The following is a 20,155-nucleotide window of genomic DNA, read 5'->3' on the forward strand; positions in this document are numbered from 1 at the left end:
GCACGAGGCGGCCTGTTTGTTCATGCAGCGATCACCTTAGTAACGGGTGATATCCGCATTGGCTTCCAGCTGCTTGCGGTAGGCCGCGAAGTCCTGCTGGCCAGCACGCGACGCAAGGTAGCGGCGGATCTGCTGCTTCTCTTCGTCGGTGGCAGTTGCGCCTTCGTTGACGCCCTTGAGCTGCAGTACTACCAGGCTACCGTCGCGCAGCACTACGCTGCCATAAACCGGCTTGTCCTTGGCTTGCGGCTTGCCCAGGCGGAACAGCGCCTGCAGCTCGGCCGGGTCAATGCCGTCCTCACCACGTGTAACTGCTTCATAAGCTTTCCAGCCTTGCCCTTCATGCACGCTACCTGCTGCGATGGAACCATCACGCAGGCCGGCAATCAGCTTGTCCGCCTTGGCCTTGAGCTCGGCAGTCGCCTTCTCTTTGGCCAGGTGTTCGCTGATGTTCTTGGCCACAGCTTCCAGCGGCAATTGCTCTGGCTTGCGGTGCTCCTTGACACGCAGCACTACAGTGGTTTCCGGGTCGAGTTCGATGGCGGTGCTGTTGGCACCCTCATCCAGCACTTCTTCGGAGAACGCGGCCTGCACCACTGAACGGTTGGCCGTGATGCCCTCACCGCCTTCGCGGCCAAACGCTGCAGAGGTGTGCACCTTGAGGTTCAGGTCCTGGGCCGGCTGGGCCAGGTCGGAAGCCTCGTAGGCTGCATCCTGCAGTTGCTTGCTGGCGTCGACATAACGCTGCTCGACCAACGGAATCTTCAGGTCGCGGGCCAGCTTGTCCTTCAGGCTGGCGAAGCTCGGTACTTCTGGCGCCTGCACGCCCAGCAGCTTGATCAGGTGGTAGCCAAACTCGGTACGCACCGGCGTCGATACCTGGCCATCCTGCAGCTTGTAGAGCGCGTCTTCGAAGGCTGGGTCGTATACACCCGGGCCGGCAAAGCCGAGGTCGCCGCCGTTGTTGGCCGAGCCTGGGTCCTGGGAGAACTCCTTGGCCAGCGCGGCGAAGTCTTCACCCTTGGCCAGGCGCTGCTCGATCTCTTCGGCGCGGGCCTTGGCCTGGGCTTCGGTGACCTTGTCGTTGACCTCGATGAGGATGTGCGCGGCATGGCGCTGCTCGGCGAGGTTGGCGATTTCCTTCTCGTACTGGGCCTTGAGTTCTTCGTCGGTGACCTTGACCTGGTCGAAGAACGCCGACTTCTTCAGCTCGATGTAGTCGATCACTACTTGGTCAGGCGACATGAACTCCTTGGCGTGCTGGTCGTAGTGCGCCTTCACCTCTTCTTCGCTGACCTTGACCGCGGCCGGGTCGGCCTTGAAGGTCAGGGAGGCGAAGTCGCGCGTCTGCTTCTCGAGGCGAGCAAAGGCGTCAACCTGCTGATCGGTCACGAAGCTGCTGCCAGCCAGGCCGGTGCGCAGCTGGCCGATGAGCATTTCCTCGGCGAGCATCTCGCGGAACTGCATGCGACCGTAGCCCATCTGGCGGATGACCTGGTCGAAACGGTCGGCACTGAACTTGCCGTCCACCTGAAACTCCGGCGTCTGCAGGATCACCTGATCAAGCGCGGCCTCGGAGAAGGCGAACTTGGCATCTTCGGCGCCTTGCAGCAGCAGCTTGCGGCTGATCAAGCCCTTGAGGGCCTCTTCACGCAGCAATTTGTCATCCAGCAGCGCTGGGTCGAAATCCTTGCCCAACTGTTGCATCAGCTGACGGCGCTGCATGTCGGCCGCCTGGCTCAGCTCGTTCTGGCTGATGGTCTGGCCGTTCACCTTGGCGGCGTCCTGGCTATGGGTGGCGGCCTGAAAAATGGCTTCGAAGCCGGTCAACGCCATCAACACGACGATAAGGCCGATGATGGTCTTGGCAATCCAACCTTGTGAATTGTCCCTGATATTTTGCAGCATGCGTCCCCCAGAAACGGCTGTACCACTGCGTCGACAACCGCGGAGCGTGGGTAGAATCCTGATAAAAGAAAGGCGCATCCGAGGATGCGCCTTTTCTTAGCAAACGTGTCAGGCGGGAACGTTTGCGCCCCGCCGTCACCGTGCTCGGACCAGGCCAGGCCGGGTCCGGCTGAAAGACGACTTAGTTGACGGCGTCTTTCAGGCCTTTGCCTGCCTTGAAACCTGGAACCTTGGCGGCTTCGATCTTGATCGCCTTGCCGGTTTGCGGGTTGCGGCCGGTACGCTCGGCGCGATCCTTGACCGAGAAGGTACCGAAGCCAACCAGTACTACATCGTCACCTTGCTTCAGGGCGCCGGTGACGGATTCGATGACTGCATCCAGCGCACGGCCGGCTACAGCTTTCGGGATGTCTGCAGATGCGGCGATAGCGTCAATCAGTTCCGACTTGTTCACTCTAAGTCCCCTTATTTCTCTATTGAGTTTGTTTCTAAGTATGTAATGAAAAGCTTATGAAACGTGCGCTGGGTGGCCTGTTGACAATAGCGTGCCGCTTTATAGCAAGGCCCCGAAAAAACTGTCAAGGAAAGCCCCCCAGCCAAAAACTACTAATGCGTGCTGATTCTTTCCTTAGCATCGCCGTCGCGCTTTTCATCTTTCGCGACAATCTCAGGAGCCACATCTGGCAAGGGCTCCGGGGCGTATTGCAGCGCAATTTGCAGGACTTCGTCAATCCATTTGACCGGTTTGATCTGAAGATCCTGTTTGATATTTTCCGGAATCTCCTTCAGATCGCGAACATTTTCCTCTGGAATGATCACCGTCTTGATCCCGCCACGGTGTGCCGCCAGCAGTTTTTCCTTCAGCCCGCCAATGGCCAACACCTGGCCACGCAGGGTGATTTCGCCGGTCATGGCCACGTCGGCACGTACCGGAATCTGCGTCAGCGCCGACACCAGCGCGGTGCACATGCCGATACCGGCACTTGGGCCGTCCTTCGGCGTGGCGCCTTCAGGCATGTGGATGTGCACGTCGTGCTTCTCGTGGAAGTCGGCTGCAATCCCCAGGCTGCGGGCGCGGCTGCGAACCACGGTCTGCGCGGCGGTGATCGACTCGACCATGACATCGCCCAGCGAGCCGGTCTTGATCAGTTGGCCTTTGCCGGGGATGACCACGGCCTCGATGGTCAGCAGTTCGCCGCCAACCTGAGTCCAGGCCAGGCCGGTCACCTGGCCGATCTGGTCCTGCTGCTCGGCCAGGCCGTAGCGGAACTTGCGCACGCCCAGCAGATGCTCCAGCTGCTCGCTGGCCACCTTGACCTTGACCTGCTTCTGCCCGGTATGTTCCTTGACCACCTTGCGGCAGACCTTGGCGATTTGCCGCTCGAGGCCCCGCACACCGGCTTCGCGGGTGTAGTAGCGGATGATGTCGCGGATCGCCGAGACGTCGACTTCCAGCTCTTCCTTCTTCAAACCGTTGGCCTTGACCTGCTTGGGTACCAGGTACTTGACCGCGATGTTGATCTTCTCGTCCTCGGTGTAACCCGGCAGGCGGATGACTTCCATCCGGTCGAGCAGCGCCGGCGGGATGTTCATCGAGTTCGAGGTGCACAGGAACATCACGTCCGAAAGGTCGTAGTCGACCTCCAGGTAGTGGTCGTTGAAGTTGTGGTTCTGCTCCGGGTCGAGCACTTCAAGCAGCGCCGAGGCCGGGTCGCCGCGCATGTCGCTGCCCATCTTGTCGATTTCATCGAGCAGGAACAGCGGGTTGCGCACCCCCACCTTGGTCATCTTCTGGATCAGACGGCCCGGCATGGAGCCGATGTAGGTACGGCGGTGGCCGCGAATTTCGGCCTCGTCACGCACACCACCCAGGGCCATACGCACGAACTTGCGGTTGGTGGCGGCAGCGATCGACTCGGCCAACGAGGTCTTGCCGACGCCGGGTGGGCCGACCAGGCACAGCACCGGGCCGCGGATTTTCTTGACGCGTTTCTGTACGGCAAGGTACTCGAGGATACGTTCCTTGACCTCTTCCAGACCATAATGGTCGGCGTCGAGGATTTCCTCGGCCTTGGTCAGGTCCAGGCGCACCTTGCTCTGCGCCTTCCACGGCACCTGCACCAGCCAGTCGAGGTACGAACGTACCACGGTGGCCTCGGCCGACATCGGCGACATCTGCTTGAGCTTGTTCAGCTCTGCCTGGGCCTTGGCCAGGGCATCTTTGGGCAGGCCAGCGGCTTCGATACGCTTTTTCAGCTCTTCGACTTCGTTGTGGCCTTCGTCGCCATCGCCCAGCTCTTTCTGAATGGCCTTCATCTGCTCATTCAGGTAGTACTCGCGCTGGCTGCGCTCCATCTGCTTCTTGACCCGGCCGCGAATGCGCTTTTCGACCTGCAGCAGGTCGATTTCGGCGTCCAACAGCGCAAGCACGTGTTCGACACGGGTAGTCAGGTCGACGATTTCGAGAATTTCCTGCTTCTGCTCGATCTTCAGGGCCATGTGCGCGGCCATGGTGTCGACCAGGCGCCCAGGCTCTTCGATGCTGTTCAGCGAAGACAGCACTTCGGCAGGGACTTTCTTGCCCAACTGAACGTACTGCTCGAACTGCGACAGCAGCGTGCGCACGAACACTTCCGACTCGCGCTCGGCGGCATCGGTTTCGTCGATCAGGGAGACTTCGGCACGGATGTGCCCTTCTACTTCGGTGAAACGCTCGACGGCGCCACGCTGCTCGCCTTCGACCAACACCTTCACGGTGCCATCAGGCAGCTTCAGCAGTTGCAGCACGGTGGCAACGGTACCGACGCGGTACAGGGCGTCCTCACCCGGGTCGTCGTCGGCTGGATTCTTCTGGGCCAGCAGGAGGATCTGCTTTTCGCCCGTCATCGCTGCCTCGAGGGCTTCGATGGACTTTTCACGCCCCACGAACAGCGGGATAACCATGTGCGGGTAAACAACGACATCGCGCAATGGCAAAAGAGGCAAGTCGAGGGTGGTCTTCATGATTTCGCCTCTACAGCGGCCTTATGGCCGGAAACCGGTGGAAATGATGCTTGGACCTAATGTGGGGGCACGCCTGGGAAATTACAAGCGCTTGCGCAGGAAAAGCAGAAAGGGGCCCGTAGGCCCCCTTCTTGCTTGCAACCGAGAACCGGCCATTACCTGAATCAGGCGTCTGGCGCGGCCTTGGCTTGCGGCTCGCTGTTCTCGTAGATCATCAGCGGCTGCGAGGTGCCCTCGATGACGCTCTCGTCAATCACCACCTTGCTGACCTCCTTCTTCGAAGGAATCTCGTACATGGTGTCGAGCAGCACGCCTTCGAGGATCGAACGCAGGCCACGGGCGCCAGTTTTACGCTCCAGGGCTTTGCGCGCTACGGCCTTGAGCGCATCACTGCGGAACTCGAGGTCGACGCTTTCCATCTCGAACAACTTGGCATACTGCTTGGTCAGGGCGTTCTTCGGCTCGGTGAGGATCTGCATCAACGCAGCCTCGTCCAGCTCGTCGAGTGTAGCCAATACCGGCAGACGGCCGACAAACTCCGGGATCAGGCCAAACTTGACCAGATCGTCCGGCTCGACCTCACGCAGGGATTCGCCAACCTTCTTGCCCTCTTCCTTGCTACGCACTTCGGCGCCAAAACCGATGCCACCCTTGGTGGAACGGTTCTGGATGACCTTTTCCAGGCCCGAGAACGCACCACCGCAAATGAACAGGATGTTGCGGGTATCAACCTGCAGGAATTCCTGTTGCGGGTGTTTGCGGCCACCTTGCGGCGGAACCGAGGCCACGGTGCCCTCGATCAATTTCAGCAACGCCTGCTGCACACCCTCGCCCGAAACATCACGGGTGATGGATGGGTTGTCCGACTTACGCGAGATCTTGTCGATTTCGTCGATGTAGACAATGCCCATCTGGGCCTTTTCCACGTCGTAGTCGCACTTCTGCAACAGCTTCTGGATGATGTTCTCGACGTCCTCACCCACATAACCGGCCTCGGTCAGGGTGGTGGCGTCAGCAATGGTGAACGGTACGTTCAACAGGCGTGCCAGGGTTTCGGCGAGCAGGGTCTTGCCCGAGCCAGTCGGCCCGATGAGCAGAATGTTGCTCTTGCCCAGTTCGACTTCGTCACCCTTCTTGTCACGCTGGTTCAGGCGCTTGTAGTGGTTGTACACCGCTACGGCCAGCACCTTCTTCGCGCGCTCCTGACCAATGACGTACTGGTCCAGGATGCCGCTGATTTCTTTCGGCGAAGGCAATTTGTGCGCGCTGCTTTCGGCCTGGGCTTCCTGCACCTCCTCACGGATGATGTCATTGCACAGGTCGACGCACTCGTCGCAGATAAATACCGAGGGCCCGGCAATCAATTTGCGCACTTCGTGCTGGCTTTTGCCGCAGAAGGAGCAATAGAGCAATTTGCCGCTGTCCTCGCCGTTACGGGTGTCAGTCATTCGATCGATCCAATCCGGTAGGCTTGCAACACAAGATGAAGGCAATTGCGGGCTTTTTCAAGTCCGCAGGTAGGCGCTTTCGGCGCCTACCTGCTCTGGCACCCCGGTTCAGGAGGCCAGTTGCCGCTTGTCGTAGACCGAGTCGATCAGGCCGTACTCGGCCGCGCGCGAGGCGCTCATGAAGTTGTCACGCTCAGTATCGCGCTGAATGGTCTCGAGGTCCTGGCCGGTGTGGTAGGCCAGCAGCTCGTTGAGACGCGCCTTGATGCTGAGGATTTCCTGGGCGTGGATCTGGATGTCGGTAGCCTGGCCCTGGAAGCCGCCCAGCGGCTGGTGAATCATCACCCGCGAGTTAGGCAGGCAGTGACGCTTGCCCTTGGCGCCAGCGGTCAACAGGAAGGCACCCATGCTGCAGGCTTGGCCGATGCAGATGGTCGAGACATCCGGCTTGATGAACTGCATGGTGTCGTAGATCGACATGCCAGCCGTCACCGAACCGCCTGGGGAGTTGATGTAAAGATGGATATCCTTGTCCGGGTTTTCCGCCTCAAGGAACAGCATCTGCGCCACTACCAGGTTGGCCATGTAGTCTTCTACAGGGCCCACCAGGAAGATCACTCGCTCCTTCAACAGGCGCGAGTAGATGTCGTAGGCGCGTTCGCCACGGGCGGACTGCTCGATAACCATCGGGACCAGACCGCCTGCGGCCTGGATGTCAGAGCTCTGCTGAATATAAGAATTGCGGGACATGTCCTGCGCTCACTCCCAAATAGTCATGGCTTGAATACGCACAAGCCAGCTCGAAGGCTGGCTTGTGGGGGTTTCCTACGAGAGAAGCCCGTTACTCAGCAGCGGCAGGAGCCTCAGCTGGCTTAACGGCATCTTCGTACGAGACCGACTTGTCGGTCACAGTCGCTTTCTGCAGAACAGTATCTACAACTTGCTCTTCCAGCACAACCGAACGCACTTCGTTCAGTTGCTGATCGTTCTTGTAGTACCAGGCGATGACCTGCTCAGGCTCTTGGTAAGCCGAAGCCATTTCTTCGATCATCTCGCGAACCTTGGCGTCATCTGGCTTCAGCTCGAACTGCTTGACCACTTCGGCCACGATCAGGCCCAGCACTACGCGGCGCTTGGCTTGCTCTTCGAACAGCTCGACTGGCAGCTGCTCAGGCTTGATGTTGCCACCGAACTGCTGAACAGCCTGCACGCGCAGACGATTGATTTCGTTTTCCAGCAGGGCTTTCGGCACTTCGATCGGGTTGGCAGCCAGCAGACCGTCCATGACCTGGTTTTTCACCTTGGTCTTGATCGCCTGACGCAGCTCACGCTCCATGTTCTTGCGAACTTCGGCGCGGAAGCCTTCCAGGGTCGATTCCTTGATGCCGAACTGGGCGAAGAACTCTTCGTTCAGCTCTGGCAGCACAGGTGCCGAAACGCTGTTGACGGTGATGGTGAACTCGGCGGCTTTGCCAGCCAGGTCCAGGTTCTGGTAATCCTCTGGGAAGGTCACGTTCACAACGCGCTCTTCACCCGCCTTTGCGCCAACCAGACCATCTTCGAAGCCTGGGATCATGCGGCCGGAGCCCAGTACCAGCTGGGTACCCTTGGCCGAACCACCGGCGAATACTTCACCGTCGACCTTGCCGACGAAGTCGATGTTGACCTGGTCGTCGTTCTGCGCAGCGCGCTCGACGGCCTCGAAACGGGTGTTCTGCTTGCGCAGCACTTCCAGCATGTTGTCCAGGTCGGCGTCAGCCACTTCGGCGCTCAGGCGCTCGACGTTAATCGACTCGAGGCCGGAAACGGTGAACTCTGGGAACACTTCGAAGATGGCGACGAATTCCAGGTCCTTGCCCTTTTCGAAGGACTTCGGCTCTACAGCCGGGGCACCAGCCGGGTTCAGCTTCTGCTCGACGATGGCTTCGTAGAAGGAAGCCTGGACCAGGTCACCGAAAGCCTCTTGACGGGCGTCAGCTTCGAAACGCTGACGGATCACGTTCATCGGCACTTTACCAGGACGGAAGCCCGCAATCTTGGCGCGCTTGGCAGTCTGCTGCAGACGCTTGTTGACTTCGTTCTCGACGCGCTCGGCCGGAACGGCGATGGTCATGCGGCGCTCGAGAGCGGAAGTGTTTTCAACAGAAACTTGCATGGATATTCCTCGTTGCACAGACGTTAGCCGGCGTTAGCCCGACTCCAAGAATCAAGGGCAAGCATTCTAGTGAGTCACGCAGCAGAAGTCACCCCACTCGGGACGACGGGAAACAACGCCGGTCGATTAACTTTCAAGGCCCGCACGGCACACCGCCGGGCCTGCTTCAATAAGGGCTGCACGACACCCGAGGCGACGTGCAGCCGAAATACCTTGTCAAACAACTGCCTGTGGCGAATTCGCTTCCTTTATTCAGGATCGATTTCGTTGAACTGGCAGTACTCTTCCCATTCCAGCCCCAGCGCCTCGGCCACCTCACGGTGCGTCTCCAGACGCATGGCGTTCAGCTGCTCCGGGGTTTCGGCAATCAATTGCAGCGCCAGCTCCCAGGGCTGAATACCCTGCTCGTCGGCTGCATCCTCGAACGCCCACTCGATCTGCTGAGCCTGCTCACGCGCGTCCAGCTCACGGATCTCCTCGAGCAACTGCGGATTGGCTTCGGCAAAGCGCTGCAGCGCCAGGGCCTGACGGGCTTCTTTTGCAATCATCGTGGTGTCCTCTGCCAGCCAAACGGGCCGGTGTTTCAACCGGCTGAAATCTAACAGCTTTTATTGGGGTGTCACCAGTGGATTGCAAGGGCGAGGAATGCGATTTGGCGGGAAGGGGCTCGCCACGACATTTTCGGCGCCTCTGAGATCGAGCGCCGACGCACCCAAGGCATACAACCACAGCCACGCAGAACCCAAAACAAAAAGGCGCCCGATCTCACGATCAAGGCGCCTTTCAAGAATATGGGGTGGACGATGGGAATCGAACCCACGACAACTGGAATCACAATCCAGCGCTCTACCAACTGAGCTACGCCCACCATATTGCGGTCTTGCGATGTTGCGGTACAACCTTACAGAAGCATGGTGCGGACGAAGAGACTCGAACTCTTACAGCTTGCGCCGCTGGAACCTAAATCCAGTGTGTCTACCAATTTCACCACGTCCGCGTAACGCTTAAAACAAAGGCGCCAGATGCTATCGAGGCGCCCTTGAAGAATATGGGGTGGACGATGGGAATCGAACCCACGACAACTGGAATCACAATCCAGCGCTCTACCAACTGAGCTACGCCCACCATATTGCATTACTGCCTACTTGCTTGCCAAAGCTGCCTAATGGCGCACCCGGCAGGACTCGAACCTGCGACCATCCGCTTAGAAGGCGGATGCTCTATCCAGCTGAGCTACGGGCGCTTAAGCTTGAAGCCTAACCGAACAAGACGTTAACAAGTAATTGTTAAACCACTCATTCTGCCCGACTTAGCCAACCAGTGCTAGGCTGTGCCCGACAAGTGCGGCGAATCTTATAGGCGACCCCGAAAGTCGTCAACACCTTTTTAAAAAAAATTTAAATTATTTAAGGGCTTAGGGGATTTGCCCGACCACCCGCCTTTGCCCTTGGCCCATGTCGTGCGAGAATGCGCGTTCTTAATTGTTTCCTTCTCGATGGTTAATCACGCGTCTATGACTGCACACCTAATCGATGGCAAGGCGATCGCCGCCAGCCTGCGCCAGCAGATCGCTCAACGTGTCGTGGAGCGTCGCCAGCAAGGCCTGCGTACGCCGGGCCTGGCGGTGATCCTGGTCGGCACCGACCCCGCCTCCCAAGTCTATGTTTCGCACAAGCGCAAGGACTGCGAAGAGGTCGGCTTCATTTCGCAGGCATTCGACCTGCCCAGCGAGACCACGCAACAAGCCCTGACCGAGCTGATCGACCGCCTCAATGATGACCCGGCCGTCGATGGCATCCTGCTGCAGCTGCCACTTCCGGCGCACCTGGACGCCTCGCTGCTGCTCGAGCGCATTCGCCCGGACAAGGATGTGGACGGCTTCCATCCGTACAACATTGGCCGCCTGGCCCAGCGTATTCCGCTGCTGCGTCCGTGCACGCCAAAAGGCATCATGACCCTGCTGGAAAGCACCGGTCAGGACCTGTACGGCATGAACGCCGTGATCGTCGGCGCGTCCAACATCGTTGGCCGCCCGATGGCCATGGAATTGCTGCTGGCCGGCTGCACCGTGACTGTCTGCCACCGCTTCACCAAGGACCTGGCCGGCCATGTAGGCCGTGCCGACCTGGTGGTGGTGGCCGCCGGCAAGCCGGGCTTGGTCAAGGGTGAGTGGGTCAAGGAAGGCGCCATCGTCATCGACGTGGGCATCAACCGCCAGGAAGACGGCAAACTGGTTGGCGACGTGGTCTACGAGACCGCCCTGCCGCGCGCCGGCTGGATCACGCCGGTGCCGGGTGGCGTCGGGCCGATGACCCGGGCGTGCCTACTGGAAAACACGCTGTATGCGGCAGAAGAGCTGCATAAGTAATACCGCGTGATGTGAAAACGGCACCTCTGGCAGGTGCCGTTTTTTTTGCCTGTGATTTTTCGGTGGCTGCACCGCCTCTTCGCGATGTTCAGCCAATCACTTCCTGGCCGCCTCCCACGACTTCAACAGTTCGTTGTAGCTGACCGTCTCGCCTTTGGGCTTTTCGTTGGCCAGCTTGGGCTTCGGTGCACCCGGCTGGTCGAACCAGTACTGTGCGTCCTTCTCTGGGTTCAGCTTCGGTGCACAGGTCGCCTGGGCATTGGAGCGTTGCAAGCGTTCCATCATGCGATCCTGGTCGCGGGCCAGGCCATCCAGCGCCTCCTGCGGGGTCTTCTCGCCACTGGCCACTTCGGCAATATGGCTCCACCACAACTGCGCCAAGCGCGGATAGTCCGGCACGTTGGTGCCGGTTGGCGTCCACTGCACCCGCGCCGGGCTGCGATAGAACTCGACCAGCCCACCGAGCTTGGGCGCCAGCTCGGTCATGGCCTGGGAGTTGATGTCCGACTCACGAATCGGCGTCAGGCCGACGATGGTCTTTTTCAGCGACACGGTCTTGGAGGTGACGAATTGGGCATACAACCATGCCGCCAGCCGTTGCTTCTCGGGGGTGGACTTGAAGAACGTCCACGAGCCGGTGTCCTGGTAGCCCAGTTTCATCCCCTCCTCCCAATACGGCCCCTTCGGCGAGGGCGCCATGCGCCACTTCGGTGTGCCGTCGGCATTCACCACCGGCAAGCCGGGCTTTGTCATGTCGGCGGTGAACGCGGTGTACCAGAAGATCTGCTGGGCGATGTTGCCCTGCGCCGGCACCGGGCCGGCTTCGGAGAAGGTCATGCCCTGGGCTTCCTTGGGCGCGTAGGCGCGCATCCAGTCCACATACTTCTGCGTGGCATAGACGGCGGCCGGTCCATTGGTGTCGCCGCCACGGGTCACGCTGGAGCCCACCGGGTGGCAGTCCTCCACACGAATGCCCCATTCATCCACCGGCAAACCGTTGGGAAGCCCCTTGTCGCCGCCGCCGGCCATGGAGAACCACGCATCGGTAAAGCGCCAGCCCAGCGATGGGTCTTTCTTGCCGTAGTCCATATGGCCATAGACGCGCTTGCCGTCGATCTCCTTGACGTCTTCGGTGAAGAACTTGGCAATGTCCTCGTAGGCCGACCAGTTCACCGGCACACCCAGCTCGTAGCCGTACTTCTCCTTGAACTTGGCTTTCAGCTCAGGCCGTTCGAACCAGTCGGCACGGAACCAGTACAGGTTGGCGAACTGCTGATCGGGCAACTGATAGACCTTGCCATCAGGCGCGGTGGTGAACGAAATACCGATGAAGTCCTTCAGGTCGAGGGTCGGCGAGGTGTAGTCCTTGCCCTCGTTAGCCATCAGGTCGGTGATCGATTCGACCTTGCCGTAGCGAAAGTGCGTACCGATCAGGTCGGAGTCATTGACCCAGCCGTCGTAAATGTTCTTGTCCGACTGCATCTGTGTCTGCAGCTTTTCCACCACGTCGCCTTCCTGCAGCAGGTCGTGGGTCAGCTGGATGCCGGTGATCTCGCTGAAAGCCTTGGCCAGCACCTTGGACTCGTATTCATGGGTCGTGATGGTTTCCGACACCACATTGATCTTCATCCCACGGAACGGCTCGGCGGCCTTGATAAACCACTGCAGTTCAGCCAACTGCTGCTCTGGGGTAAGGGTCGAAGGCTTGAACTCGCTGCCGATCCATTTTTTGGCCGCATCTTCGTACTGGTCGGCCCAGGCTGAGCCTTGCACGCTGGCCAGTACCAGCAATGCGGCCAGGGTCAAATGTCGCCTGTTGTGCTTGTTATCGAACATTGTGATCTCCCGTTTCAGTTATCCCACAGGGCCGCTCGCTCAGCCCCAGCGCAGTACCACCACCAGCCACGCCAGCGACAGCAGCGAGGCCACCCACAATGGCCAGTCGCTGACGCCGACCACCAGCAGGTGCAGGTAGGCGCTGGCCAGCAGGCCGATGAACAAGCGGTCACCACGGCTGGTGACCAGCGGCAAGAAGCCCCGTCGCTCCACGCACGGGCGACGCAGTTCAAGCAGGGTCATGCTCAGCAGCAGCATGCCTATGGCGACGAAAAACAGCGCCGTCGGCAAGGTCCAGGCCATCCACTCCATGCGTCGCCCTCCTCACACCCGGCCCAGGGCAAAGCCCTTGGCCACATGGTTGCGCACGAACCAGATCACCAGCATGCCCGGCAAGATGGTCAGTACCCCCGCCGCCGCCAGCACGCCCCAGTCGATACCTGATGCCGACACGGTGCGGGTCATCACTGCGGCAATCGGTTTGGCATTCACCGACGTCAGGGTGCGCGCCAACAGCAGTTCGACCCAGGAGAACATGAAGCAGAAAAACGCCGTGACGCCGATACCGGAGCCAATCAGCGGAATGAAGATCTTCACGAAAAAGCGCGCAAAGCTGTAGCCGTCGATGTAGGCCGTTTCGTCGATCTCCTTCGGCACCCCCGACATGAACCCCTCCAGAATCCACACCGCCAGCGGTACGTTGAACAGGCAATGGGCCAGGGCCACGGCGATATGGGTATCGAACAGACCAATTGACGAGTACAGCTGGAAGAACGGCAGCAGGAACACCGCAGGTGGCGCCATGCGGTTGGTCAGCAGCCAGAAGAACAGGTGCCGGTCGCCAAGGAAGCGGTAGCGCGAGAAGGCATAGGCCGCCGGCAACGCCACCAGCAAGGAAATCAGCGTGTTCAGGCACACGTAGTACAGCGAGTTGATGTAGCCGCTGTACCAGCTGGCATCAGTGAAGATCACCCGGTAGTTGTCGAGGGTGAACGCCTGCGGCCACAGGGTCAGGCCACCCAGGATCTCGGTGTTGCTCTTGAACGACATGTTCAGCAGCCAGTAGATCGGCACCAGCAGGAAGAAGAAGTACAGCAGCAGGGCCAGCGATTTGCGCGTGCTCATGGCCTAGTCCTTGTCGGCATGGGTCATGGCTGTGTAGAACAGCCACGACACCAGCAGGATGATCAGGAAGTACACCAGCGAGAACGCCGCTGCCGGGCCCAGGTCGAACTGCCCCACGGCCATGCGTGTGAGGGTCTGGCTGAGGAACGTGGTCGCGTTGCCAGGCCCACCACCGGTCAGCACGAATGGCTCGGTGTAGATCATGAAGCTGTCCATGAAGCGCAGCATCACCGCGATCAGCAGCACGTTCTTCAGCTTGGGCAGTTGGATATGGCGGAACACGGCCCAGCCCGAGGCACGGTCGATGCGCGCGGCCTGGTAGTACACGTCGGGGATGGCACGCAGCCCCGAATAGCACAGCAACGCCACCAACGAGGTCCAGTGCCACACATCCATCACCAGCACCGTGAGCCAGGCGTCGAACGGGTCGCCGGCGTAGTTGTAGCTGACCCCAAGCTTGGCCAGGGTGGCGCCGAGCAGGCCGATGTCGGCACGGCCGAAAATCTGCCAGATAGTGCCAACCACGTTCCACGGAATCAGCAACGGAATAGCCATGATGATCAGGCACACCGAGGCCATACGGCCTTTGGTTGGCATGGTCAGGGCAATGCCGATACCCAGCGGGATCTCGATCAGCAGCACGCAGGCGGAGTAGATGAACTGGCGCAGCAACGCATCGTGCAGCGCCGGGTCGCGCAGCACCTGGCGGTACCAGTCGGCGCCGACGAAGTAGCGGTTGGACTGGTCGAAGATGTCCTGCACCGAATAGTTGACCACCGTCATCATCGGCACCACCGCACTGAATGCCACCAGCAGAAACACCGGCAGCACCAGCCACCACGCCCTGTTGTTCGGCACCTTGTTGATCATGGCCCGGCCTCCAGCAGCACATCGTCGACGTACAGCATCAGCCACTGCGCGGGCAGGCTGACCCAGGCCAGCTCCACGGGCAACGGGCGATCCTCGCTCAGCCGCGCCTTGAGCGCGACACCGCCCAGTTCGAGGGTGACGATGCGGTAGGTACCCAGGTCTTCGACATCCAGCACCCGCGAGGGGTGGGCATCATCGAACGGGCCGTCCCACAGCTGCACGAACTCCGGGCGAATACCCACTTGCAATCGCCCACCCGCCATCGCCGCCAGGCGCTCGCGCAGGCCATCGGGCAGCGCCAGGCGGACATCACCGAACACCACTGCATCTGTCTCGGCGCGCACGTCAATCAGGTTCATCCCGGGGCTGCCGATGAAGTAGCCGACAAACGTATGTCGCGGTCGCTCGAACAGCTCGCGCGGGGTGCCGAACTGGACGATGCGCCCACCGTGCATCACTGCGATCTTGTCGGCGAAGGTAGAGGCCTCCAGCTGGTCATGGGTGACGTAGATCATGGTGATGTTGAACTGCTCATGGATCTGCTTCAGCTTGCGCCGCAGCTTCCATTTCAGGTGCGGGTCGATCACCGTCAGCGGCTCGTCGAACAGGATTGCCGATACGTCATCGCGCACCAGGCCACGCCCCATCGAGACCTTTTGCTTTTCGTCGGCACTGAGGTTGCGTGCCTTCTTGCGCAGCACGCCAGCCAGGTCGAGCACCTCGGCAATTTCTTCCACCCGGGCACGCACACGCGCTTCGTCCAGCCCCTGGTTGCGCAGGGGAAAAGCCAGGTTGTCGAACACCGTCATGGTGTCGTACACCACCGGAAACTGGAACACCTGAGCGATGTTGCGCGCCTGCGGTGACAACTGGTTGACCGGTTTGCCGTCGAACAGCACCTCGCCATGGGACGGTGTCAGCAGCCCGGAAATGATATTGAGCAACGTCGACTTGCCGCAGCCCGATGGCCCGAGCAAGGCATAAGCACCGCCCTGCTCCCACACATGTTCCAGCGCGTGCAGGGCATAGTCTGCCTCGCTGGCGGGCTGGCGACTGTAACTGTGCGCCAGTTGGCGCAGGCGAATTTCGGCCATTACCCTCTCCTTGCCTGGCGCAGCCCCGGGGCCTGCACCAACACCCCGGCGCTGTCGAAGACGAACAGCTTGTGCGTGGGGATGAACACACGGATCGGCGTATCCACCTGGTATTCGTGCACCCCAGGCAGGTGCAGGACCATGCGCCAGAATTCGTTGCGCACATGCAGAAAGGTTTCTGAACCACTGATCTCTGCCAATTCCACCAGCACCGCCAATTCCAGGTCATCGTCATGGGCCGGCACCAGGGTGATATGGCTGGGGCGCACGCCAAAGCGGTAGTCGCCCTCGGCCAACGGCTGCAAATCGGCATTGCGGGCAAAGTGCACGGCCTGGGCCAGGCTCACCTCGTTGCCACTGATACGGCCGGGCACCAGGTTGATCGGCGGCTCGGAAAACAACTCGGCAGCCAGCACGCTGCACGGGCGCTGATACACCTCGGCGCTGGGCCCGCTTTGCACGATGCGGCCTTCGTGCACCAGGGTAGTGGTGCCGCCCAGCGCCAGCGCCTCGTTGGGCTCGGTGGTAGCGTACACAGCAATGCAATGGCGGGCCGCGAACAGCTCACGCAGCTCTTGGCGCAGGCCCTCGCGCAACTTGTAGTCGAGGTTGACCAATGGCTCGTCGAACAGGATCAACGAGGCGTCCTTGACCAACGCCCTGGCCATCGCCGTGCGCTGCTGCTGGCCACCGGAAAGCTCAAGCGGCAGGCGCTGCAGGTAGGTTTCGATGCGCAGCATCTCGGCGGTTTCCTGCACCCGGCGGCGGATCTGGTCCTCGGCCATGCGCGCCTGGCGCAGCGGCGAGGCGATGTTCTCGTACACGCTCAAGGTCGGGTAATTGATGAACTGCTGATACACCATCGACACATTGCGCTGGCGCACCGGCACGCCGGTGACGTCCTGGCCGTCCATCAGCACCCGCCCCCGGTCCGGGCGGTCGAGCCCGGCCATCAGGCGCATCAAGCTGGTCTTGCCCGCCAGGGTACGGCCCAACAGCACGTTGAACGAACCGGGCTCGAAACGCAGTGAGGCATCGACGACCCAGGGCTGGTTGTCGACACTGCGGCTGACCTGCTCCAGCACCAGGGACATGGCGTGGCCTTTTTGTGAGGGTTGTCCGCCGAGCACAGCCAGTTTCGTGCCAGTCATTCCCCGGCGCTCTGGTCCGGGGCCTGGATGGCAGAACGGGCAAATCGCGGGTTCACAAGTGAACACAATCACTGAACAACTGAACACTTGCCGGTTTGACAATGAACAGCGGTGAACAACACTGAACAGCAGTCCGCCCATAACAACAACCACCCAGGACAGGCCCATGGCCGCATCCGCGTCGACCCACACCCAACTGATCCAGGCGTCCTGGGCCCGCTGCCGCGATCACGGCCTGCAACCACAGCACGCACCGGACTTCGACTGCCTGACCCGTACCGAGCTAAGCGCCCTGCTGGAGCGGCGCCAGGCGCTGCTACGCCTGACCCGCGAGGAAGTGCTGCCGCAATACGCGCACCTGCTGGGCAATGCCAGCTACCTGGTGATGCTGGCCGATGCCGGTGGCTGCCTGCTCGACAGCTGGGGCTCGCGACGCTTCATCGAACCGCACCAACAGCACGGCTTCAGCGCAGGCGCCCATTGGCACGAGCGTGGCGTGGGCACCAATGCCCTGGGCACCGCACTGATTTGCGCCGAGGCGATTCACGTCGGCCAGGACGAGCACTTCCTGCGGCAGAACCGCTACATGTCCAGCGCCGCCGCCCCCCTGTTCGACGCCGCACGACAACTGGTCGGGGTGCTCGACGTAGCGAGCGACGGCTACTTGCCGGCCAGCCAGACGCTTGGCTTGGTGCGCATGATGGGCCAAAGCCTGGAAAACCGCCTGATCCTCGCCGAACATGCCGACCAGCATGCACAGCTGATCTTCAACAGCGCCTCTGACAACCTCGACAGCCCCTGGGCCGGCCTGCTGGTATTCGATGAGCGCGGGCAGGTCATGGCTGCCAATCACCGGGCCGACAGCCTGCTCGGCGGCAACCCGCTGCAACAGAACATCGAGCAACTGTTCCAGTTGCCCCTGCAGCAGCTGCTCAGCCATCCCCAGCAACAGCCCTTCGCCCTGCAGGCCACGGGGCGCAACCGCTTCCATTGCCAGTGGCACCCTGCGCGCGAAGCCACACGCCGCCGCGAGGCTGGCAGTGGCGAGGCGCGCCTGGATAAAGCGTTGCAACAGGCCGGCCTGTTGCTGGAAAAGGACATCCCGGTGTTGGTGCAGGGTGAAACCGGCGTAGGCAAGGAAGTGTTCGTCGAAACCTTGCACCGAGCCAGCAGCCGCGCCAATCAGCCGCTGATTGCCGTCAACTGTGCGGCGATCCCAGCCGAACTGGTGGAGTCGGAACTGTTTGGCTACGACAAAGGCGCGTTCACCGGCGCCCACCACAAGGGCAACCTGGGGCTGATCCGAAAAGCCGACCACGGCATCCTGTTTCTCGACGAAATAGGCGACATGCCACTGCCCACTCAAGCCCGCCTGCTGCGTGTGCTGCAGTCACGCACTATCCAGCCACTGGGTAGCGGCGAGCCGGTAGCGGTAGATATCCGCGTGGTGTCGGCGAGCAACCGCGACCTGGCCGAAGAAGTGCGCGCCGGGCGCTTTCGCCAGGACCTGTACTACCGCATCGCCGGGCTGGCCGTGGTATTGCCTGCGCTGCGCGAGCGCAGTGACCGGCGTCAGTTGATTGAGCAGCTACATGCCCGCTACCGCGACCCCGGGCAACCTGCGCGGCTGCCCCCGGCCATTATCGACCTGCTCGATCAACACCCATGGCCAGGCAACCTGCGCGAGCTGGTGAGTGTGCTGCAGGTGGCACTGGCGCTGGCGGGCAACGGACCGGTCGGCATCGAGCACCTGCCTGCGGGCTTTCTGGCCGAGTCGCAGCTACCGGTACGGGTGACGACCGAAGAGACGGACCTGCAGACCCTGGTCGAGCAAGCCAATGGCAACCTGTCGGCGGTGGCGCGGGGGCTGGGTATCAGCCGCACTACGCTGTACAAGCGTTTGCGGGCGCACTGAATCCATTGGCAGGTTTAGGCTCCCCACAGCCGTTTCGGCTGTCAGTGTCTCCAAATCAGCCGCAGCCGCTGCCGCCAGGGCCCATTACAGCCAGCTTTACCTCCCTGCACACCGCACAATGAACCCAGTGCCCACTCTGGAAGCGTCGCCGCAGGGAGACCCCTCATGACCCGCTTTATCGATGTGCAAGACCTGGCCCGCCTGGTCAACCGCAAAGGCCTGCCTACCTGCCTGCTGGAAATGGCCGAATACATCCGCCAGGACTACCTGCGCTGGCCCGCCTTCGAGAAATGCGCCCGGGTTGCCAACCATTGCGCGGACGGGGTGATCGAGCTGATGCCGGTTGCCGATGCCAGTCGCTACGCCTTCAAGTACGTCAACGGCCACCCGAAGAACACCCGCCACGGCCTGCCCACGGTGATGGCCTTCGGCGCACTGGCCAGCATCGATACCGGCGCACCGTTGCTGCTCAGCGAGATGACCCTGACCACGGCCATTCGCACGGCGGCCACCTCGGCCCTGGCCGCCCGCTACCTGGCGCGAGAGGACAGCCGCAGCATGGCGCTGATCGGCAATGGCTCGCAAAGCGAGTTTCAGGCCATCGCCTTCAATACCCTGCTGGGCATTGACGAAATACGCCTGTTCGACATCGACCCCGCCGCCTCGGCCAAGCTGGTCGCCAACCTGGCCAACCGCCCCGGCCTCAAGCTGACCATCGCACGCTCCGTGGCCGATGCGGTGCGCGGTGCCGATATCGTCACCACGGTGACCGCCGACAAAGCCTACGCCACCATCCTCACCCCCGAGATGATCGAGCCGGGCATGCACCTGAACGCCGTGGGCGGTGACTGCCCAGGCAAGACCGAACTGCACCGGGCAATAGTCGAGCGGGCTCGGGTGATTGTCGAGTACGAGCCGCAAAGCCGGGTTGAAGGCGAGATTCAGCAGATGCCGGCGGATTCGCCGGTGACCGAGTTCTGGCGGGTGGTGGCGGGTGAGGCCAAGGGCCGCGAGCACGCCGAGCAGGTGACGCTGTTCGACTCGGTCGGGTTTGCCTTGGAGGATTTTTCGGCGCTGCGTTATGTGCTGGATACGGCGCAGGCGCTGGGTATCGGCAAGGACATCGGGCTGGTGCCGGTGCTGGAGGATCCGAAGGATCTGTATGCGCTTTTACAGCCGCGCAAGGTTGAGTTGCGAGCGGTGCCCAAGGCTGATTCCGTATGCGCCTGACAGACCTTGGGGCTGCTGTGCAGCAGCGCCCTTTACCGCCTAACCTGTCCAT

At 61.2% G+C, this 20,155-nt stretch carries 16 protein-coding genes and 4 tRNA genes; 3 read left to right on the forward strand and 17 right to left on the reverse strand.

What is annotated here, in order from left to right; genetic code table 11:
* Positions 1-36 precede the first annotated feature (36 nt).
* The 11 genes from APH42_RS07670 to APH42_RS07720 all read right to left on the reverse strand — a co-directional run bounded on the left by APH42_RS07670 (position 37) and on the right by APH42_RS07720 (position 9,757).
* Complete coding sequence (locus APH42_RS07670; RefSeq protein ID WP_060493062.1) at positions 37-1,908, reverse strand: SurA N-terminal domain-containing protein; 1,872 nt, start codon at positions 1,906-1,908, stop codon at positions 37-39.
* A gap of 181 nt (positions 1,909-2,089) precedes the next feature.
* Positions 2,090-2,362, reverse strand: coding sequence for an HU family DNA-binding protein (locus APH42_RS07675; RefSeq protein WP_012271565.1), 273 nt, complete (start codon positions 2,360-2,362; stop codon positions 2,090-2,092).
* A 152-nt stretch (positions 2,363-2,514) separates the two neighbouring features.
* Positions 2,515-4,911: an endopeptidase La gene (gene lon / locus APH42_RS07680; RefSeq protein ID WP_012271564.1), complete on the reverse strand. Its 2,397-nt coding sequence runs from the start codon at positions 4,909-4,911 to the stop codon at positions 2,515-2,517.
* Between the two features lie 164 nt (positions 4,912-5,075).
* Positions 5,076-6,359 carry an ATP-dependent Clp protease ATP-binding subunit ClpX gene (gene clpX, locus APH42_RS07685; RefSeq protein ID WP_012271563.1) on the reverse strand — a complete coding sequence of 428 codons (1,284 nt, stop codon included), beginning with the start codon at positions 6,357-6,359 and terminating at the stop codon, positions 5,076-5,078.
* A gap of 108 nt (positions 6,360-6,467) precedes the next feature.
* The gene (clpP, locus tag APH42_RS07690) at positions 6,468-7,109 is read right to left on the reverse strand and encodes an ATP-dependent Clp endopeptidase proteolytic subunit ClpP (protein WP_012271562.1); all 642 of its coding nucleotides are present in this window, start codon (positions 7,107-7,109) and stop codon (positions 6,468-6,470) included.
* A gap of 91 nt (positions 7,110-7,200) precedes the next feature.
* On the reverse strand, positions 7,201-8,514 hold the full coding sequence (gene tig, locus APH42_RS07695) for a trigger factor (RefSeq protein WP_060493063.1): 1,314 nt from the start codon (positions 8,512-8,514) through the stop codon (positions 7,201-7,203).
* 248 nt (positions 8,515-8,762) lie between these two features.
* Positions 8,763-9,062 (reverse strand): DUF6388 family protein, encoded by a 300-nt coding sequence (locus tag APH42_RS07700; protein WP_012271560.1) that lies wholly within the window; start codon positions 9,060-9,062, stop codon positions 8,763-8,765.
* A gap of 244 nt (positions 9,063-9,306) precedes the next feature.
* Positions 9,307-9,382: transfer RNA gene (locus tag APH42_RS07705), tRNA-His, on the reverse strand.
* Positions 9,383-9,426: 44 nt separating this feature from the next.
* A tRNA-Leu gene (locus tag APH42_RS07710) sits at positions 9,427-9,511 on the reverse strand.
* Between the two features lie 52 nt (positions 9,512-9,563).
* Positions 9,564-9,639 (reverse strand) — tRNA-His (locus APH42_RS07715).
* Between the two features lie 41 nt (positions 9,640-9,680).
* A tRNA-Arg gene (locus APH42_RS07720) sits at positions 9,681-9,757 on the reverse strand.
* A gap of 270 nt (positions 9,758-10,027) precedes the next feature.
* Here APH42_RS07720 and folD point away from each other — a divergent pair.
* Entirely contained in the window at positions 10,028-10,882 is an 855-nt protein-coding gene (gene folD, locus APH42_RS07725) for a bifunctional methylenetetrahydrofolate dehydrogenase/methenyltetrahydrofolate cyclohydrolase FolD (RefSeq protein ID WP_003250234.1), read from the forward strand.
* A gap of 96 nt (positions 10,883-10,978) precedes the next feature.
* Here the strand turns inward: folD and APH42_RS07730 are convergent, their stop codons facing one another.
* Genes APH42_RS07730 through APH42_RS07755 form a run of 6 tightly spaced genes read right to left on the reverse strand, consistent with a single transcriptional unit; the run spans position 10,979 to position 16,901 of the window.
* The gene (locus APH42_RS07730; RefSeq protein WP_012271558.1) at positions 10,979-12,718 is read right to left on the reverse strand and encodes an ABC transporter substrate-binding protein; all 1,740 of its coding nucleotides are present in this window, start codon (positions 12,716-12,718) and stop codon (positions 10,979-10,981) included.
* A gap of 39 nt (positions 12,719-12,757) precedes the next feature.
* Complete coding sequence (locus APH42_RS07735; protein WP_012271557.1) at positions 12,758-13,030, reverse strand: DUF2160 domain-containing protein; 273 nt, start codon at positions 13,028-13,030, stop codon at positions 12,758-12,760.
* Between the two features lie 12 nt (positions 13,031-13,042).
* Positions 13,043-13,843 (reverse strand): carbohydrate ABC transporter permease, encoded by an 801-nt coding sequence (locus tag APH42_RS07740; protein ID WP_012271556.1) that lies wholly within the window; start codon positions 13,841-13,843, stop codon positions 13,043-13,045.
* 3 nt (positions 13,844-13,846) lie between these two features.
* Complete coding sequence (locus APH42_RS07745; RefSeq protein WP_060493081.1) at positions 13,847-14,710, reverse strand: carbohydrate ABC transporter permease; 864 nt, start codon at positions 14,708-14,710, stop codon at positions 13,847-13,849.
* A complete protein-coding gene (locus APH42_RS07750; protein WP_060493064.1) occupies positions 14,710-15,807 on the reverse strand; it encodes an ABC transporter ATP-binding protein in 1,098 nt (365 codons plus the stop codon). The genes APH42_RS07745 and APH42_RS07750 overlap by 1 nt, the downstream gene beginning before the upstream one ends.
* Positions 15,807-16,901, reverse strand: a complete 1,095-nt coding sequence (locus tag APH42_RS07755; RefSeq protein ID WP_060493065.1) for an ABC transporter ATP-binding protein — start codon at positions 16,899-16,901, stop codon at positions 15,807-15,809. The genes APH42_RS07750 and APH42_RS07755 overlap by 1 nt, the downstream gene beginning before the upstream one ends.
* A 223-nt stretch (positions 16,902-17,124) precedes the next feature.
* On the opposite strand from APH42_RS07755, the gene APH42_RS07760 reads away from it, so the two are divergent.
* Positions 17,125-18,873, forward strand: coding sequence for a sigma-54-dependent Fis family transcriptional regulator (locus tag APH42_RS07760; protein ID WP_060493066.1), 1,749 nt, complete (start codon positions 17,125-17,127; stop codon positions 18,871-18,873).
* A 165-nt stretch (positions 18,874-19,038) separates the two neighbouring features.
* On the forward strand, positions 19,039-20,103 hold the full coding sequence (locus APH42_RS07765) for an ornithine cyclodeaminase (protein ID WP_012271551.1): 1,065 nt from the start codon (positions 19,039-19,041) through the stop codon (positions 20,101-20,103).
* Positions 20,104-20,155: the final 52 nt, after the last annotated feature.

Origin of the sequence: Pseudomonas sp. NBRC 111140 (genome assembly GCF_001320885.1) — a bacterium.
Classification (GTDB): Bacteria; Pseudomonadota; Gammaproteobacteria; order Pseudomonadales; family Pseudomonadaceae; genus Aquipseudomonas; species Aquipseudomonas putida_P.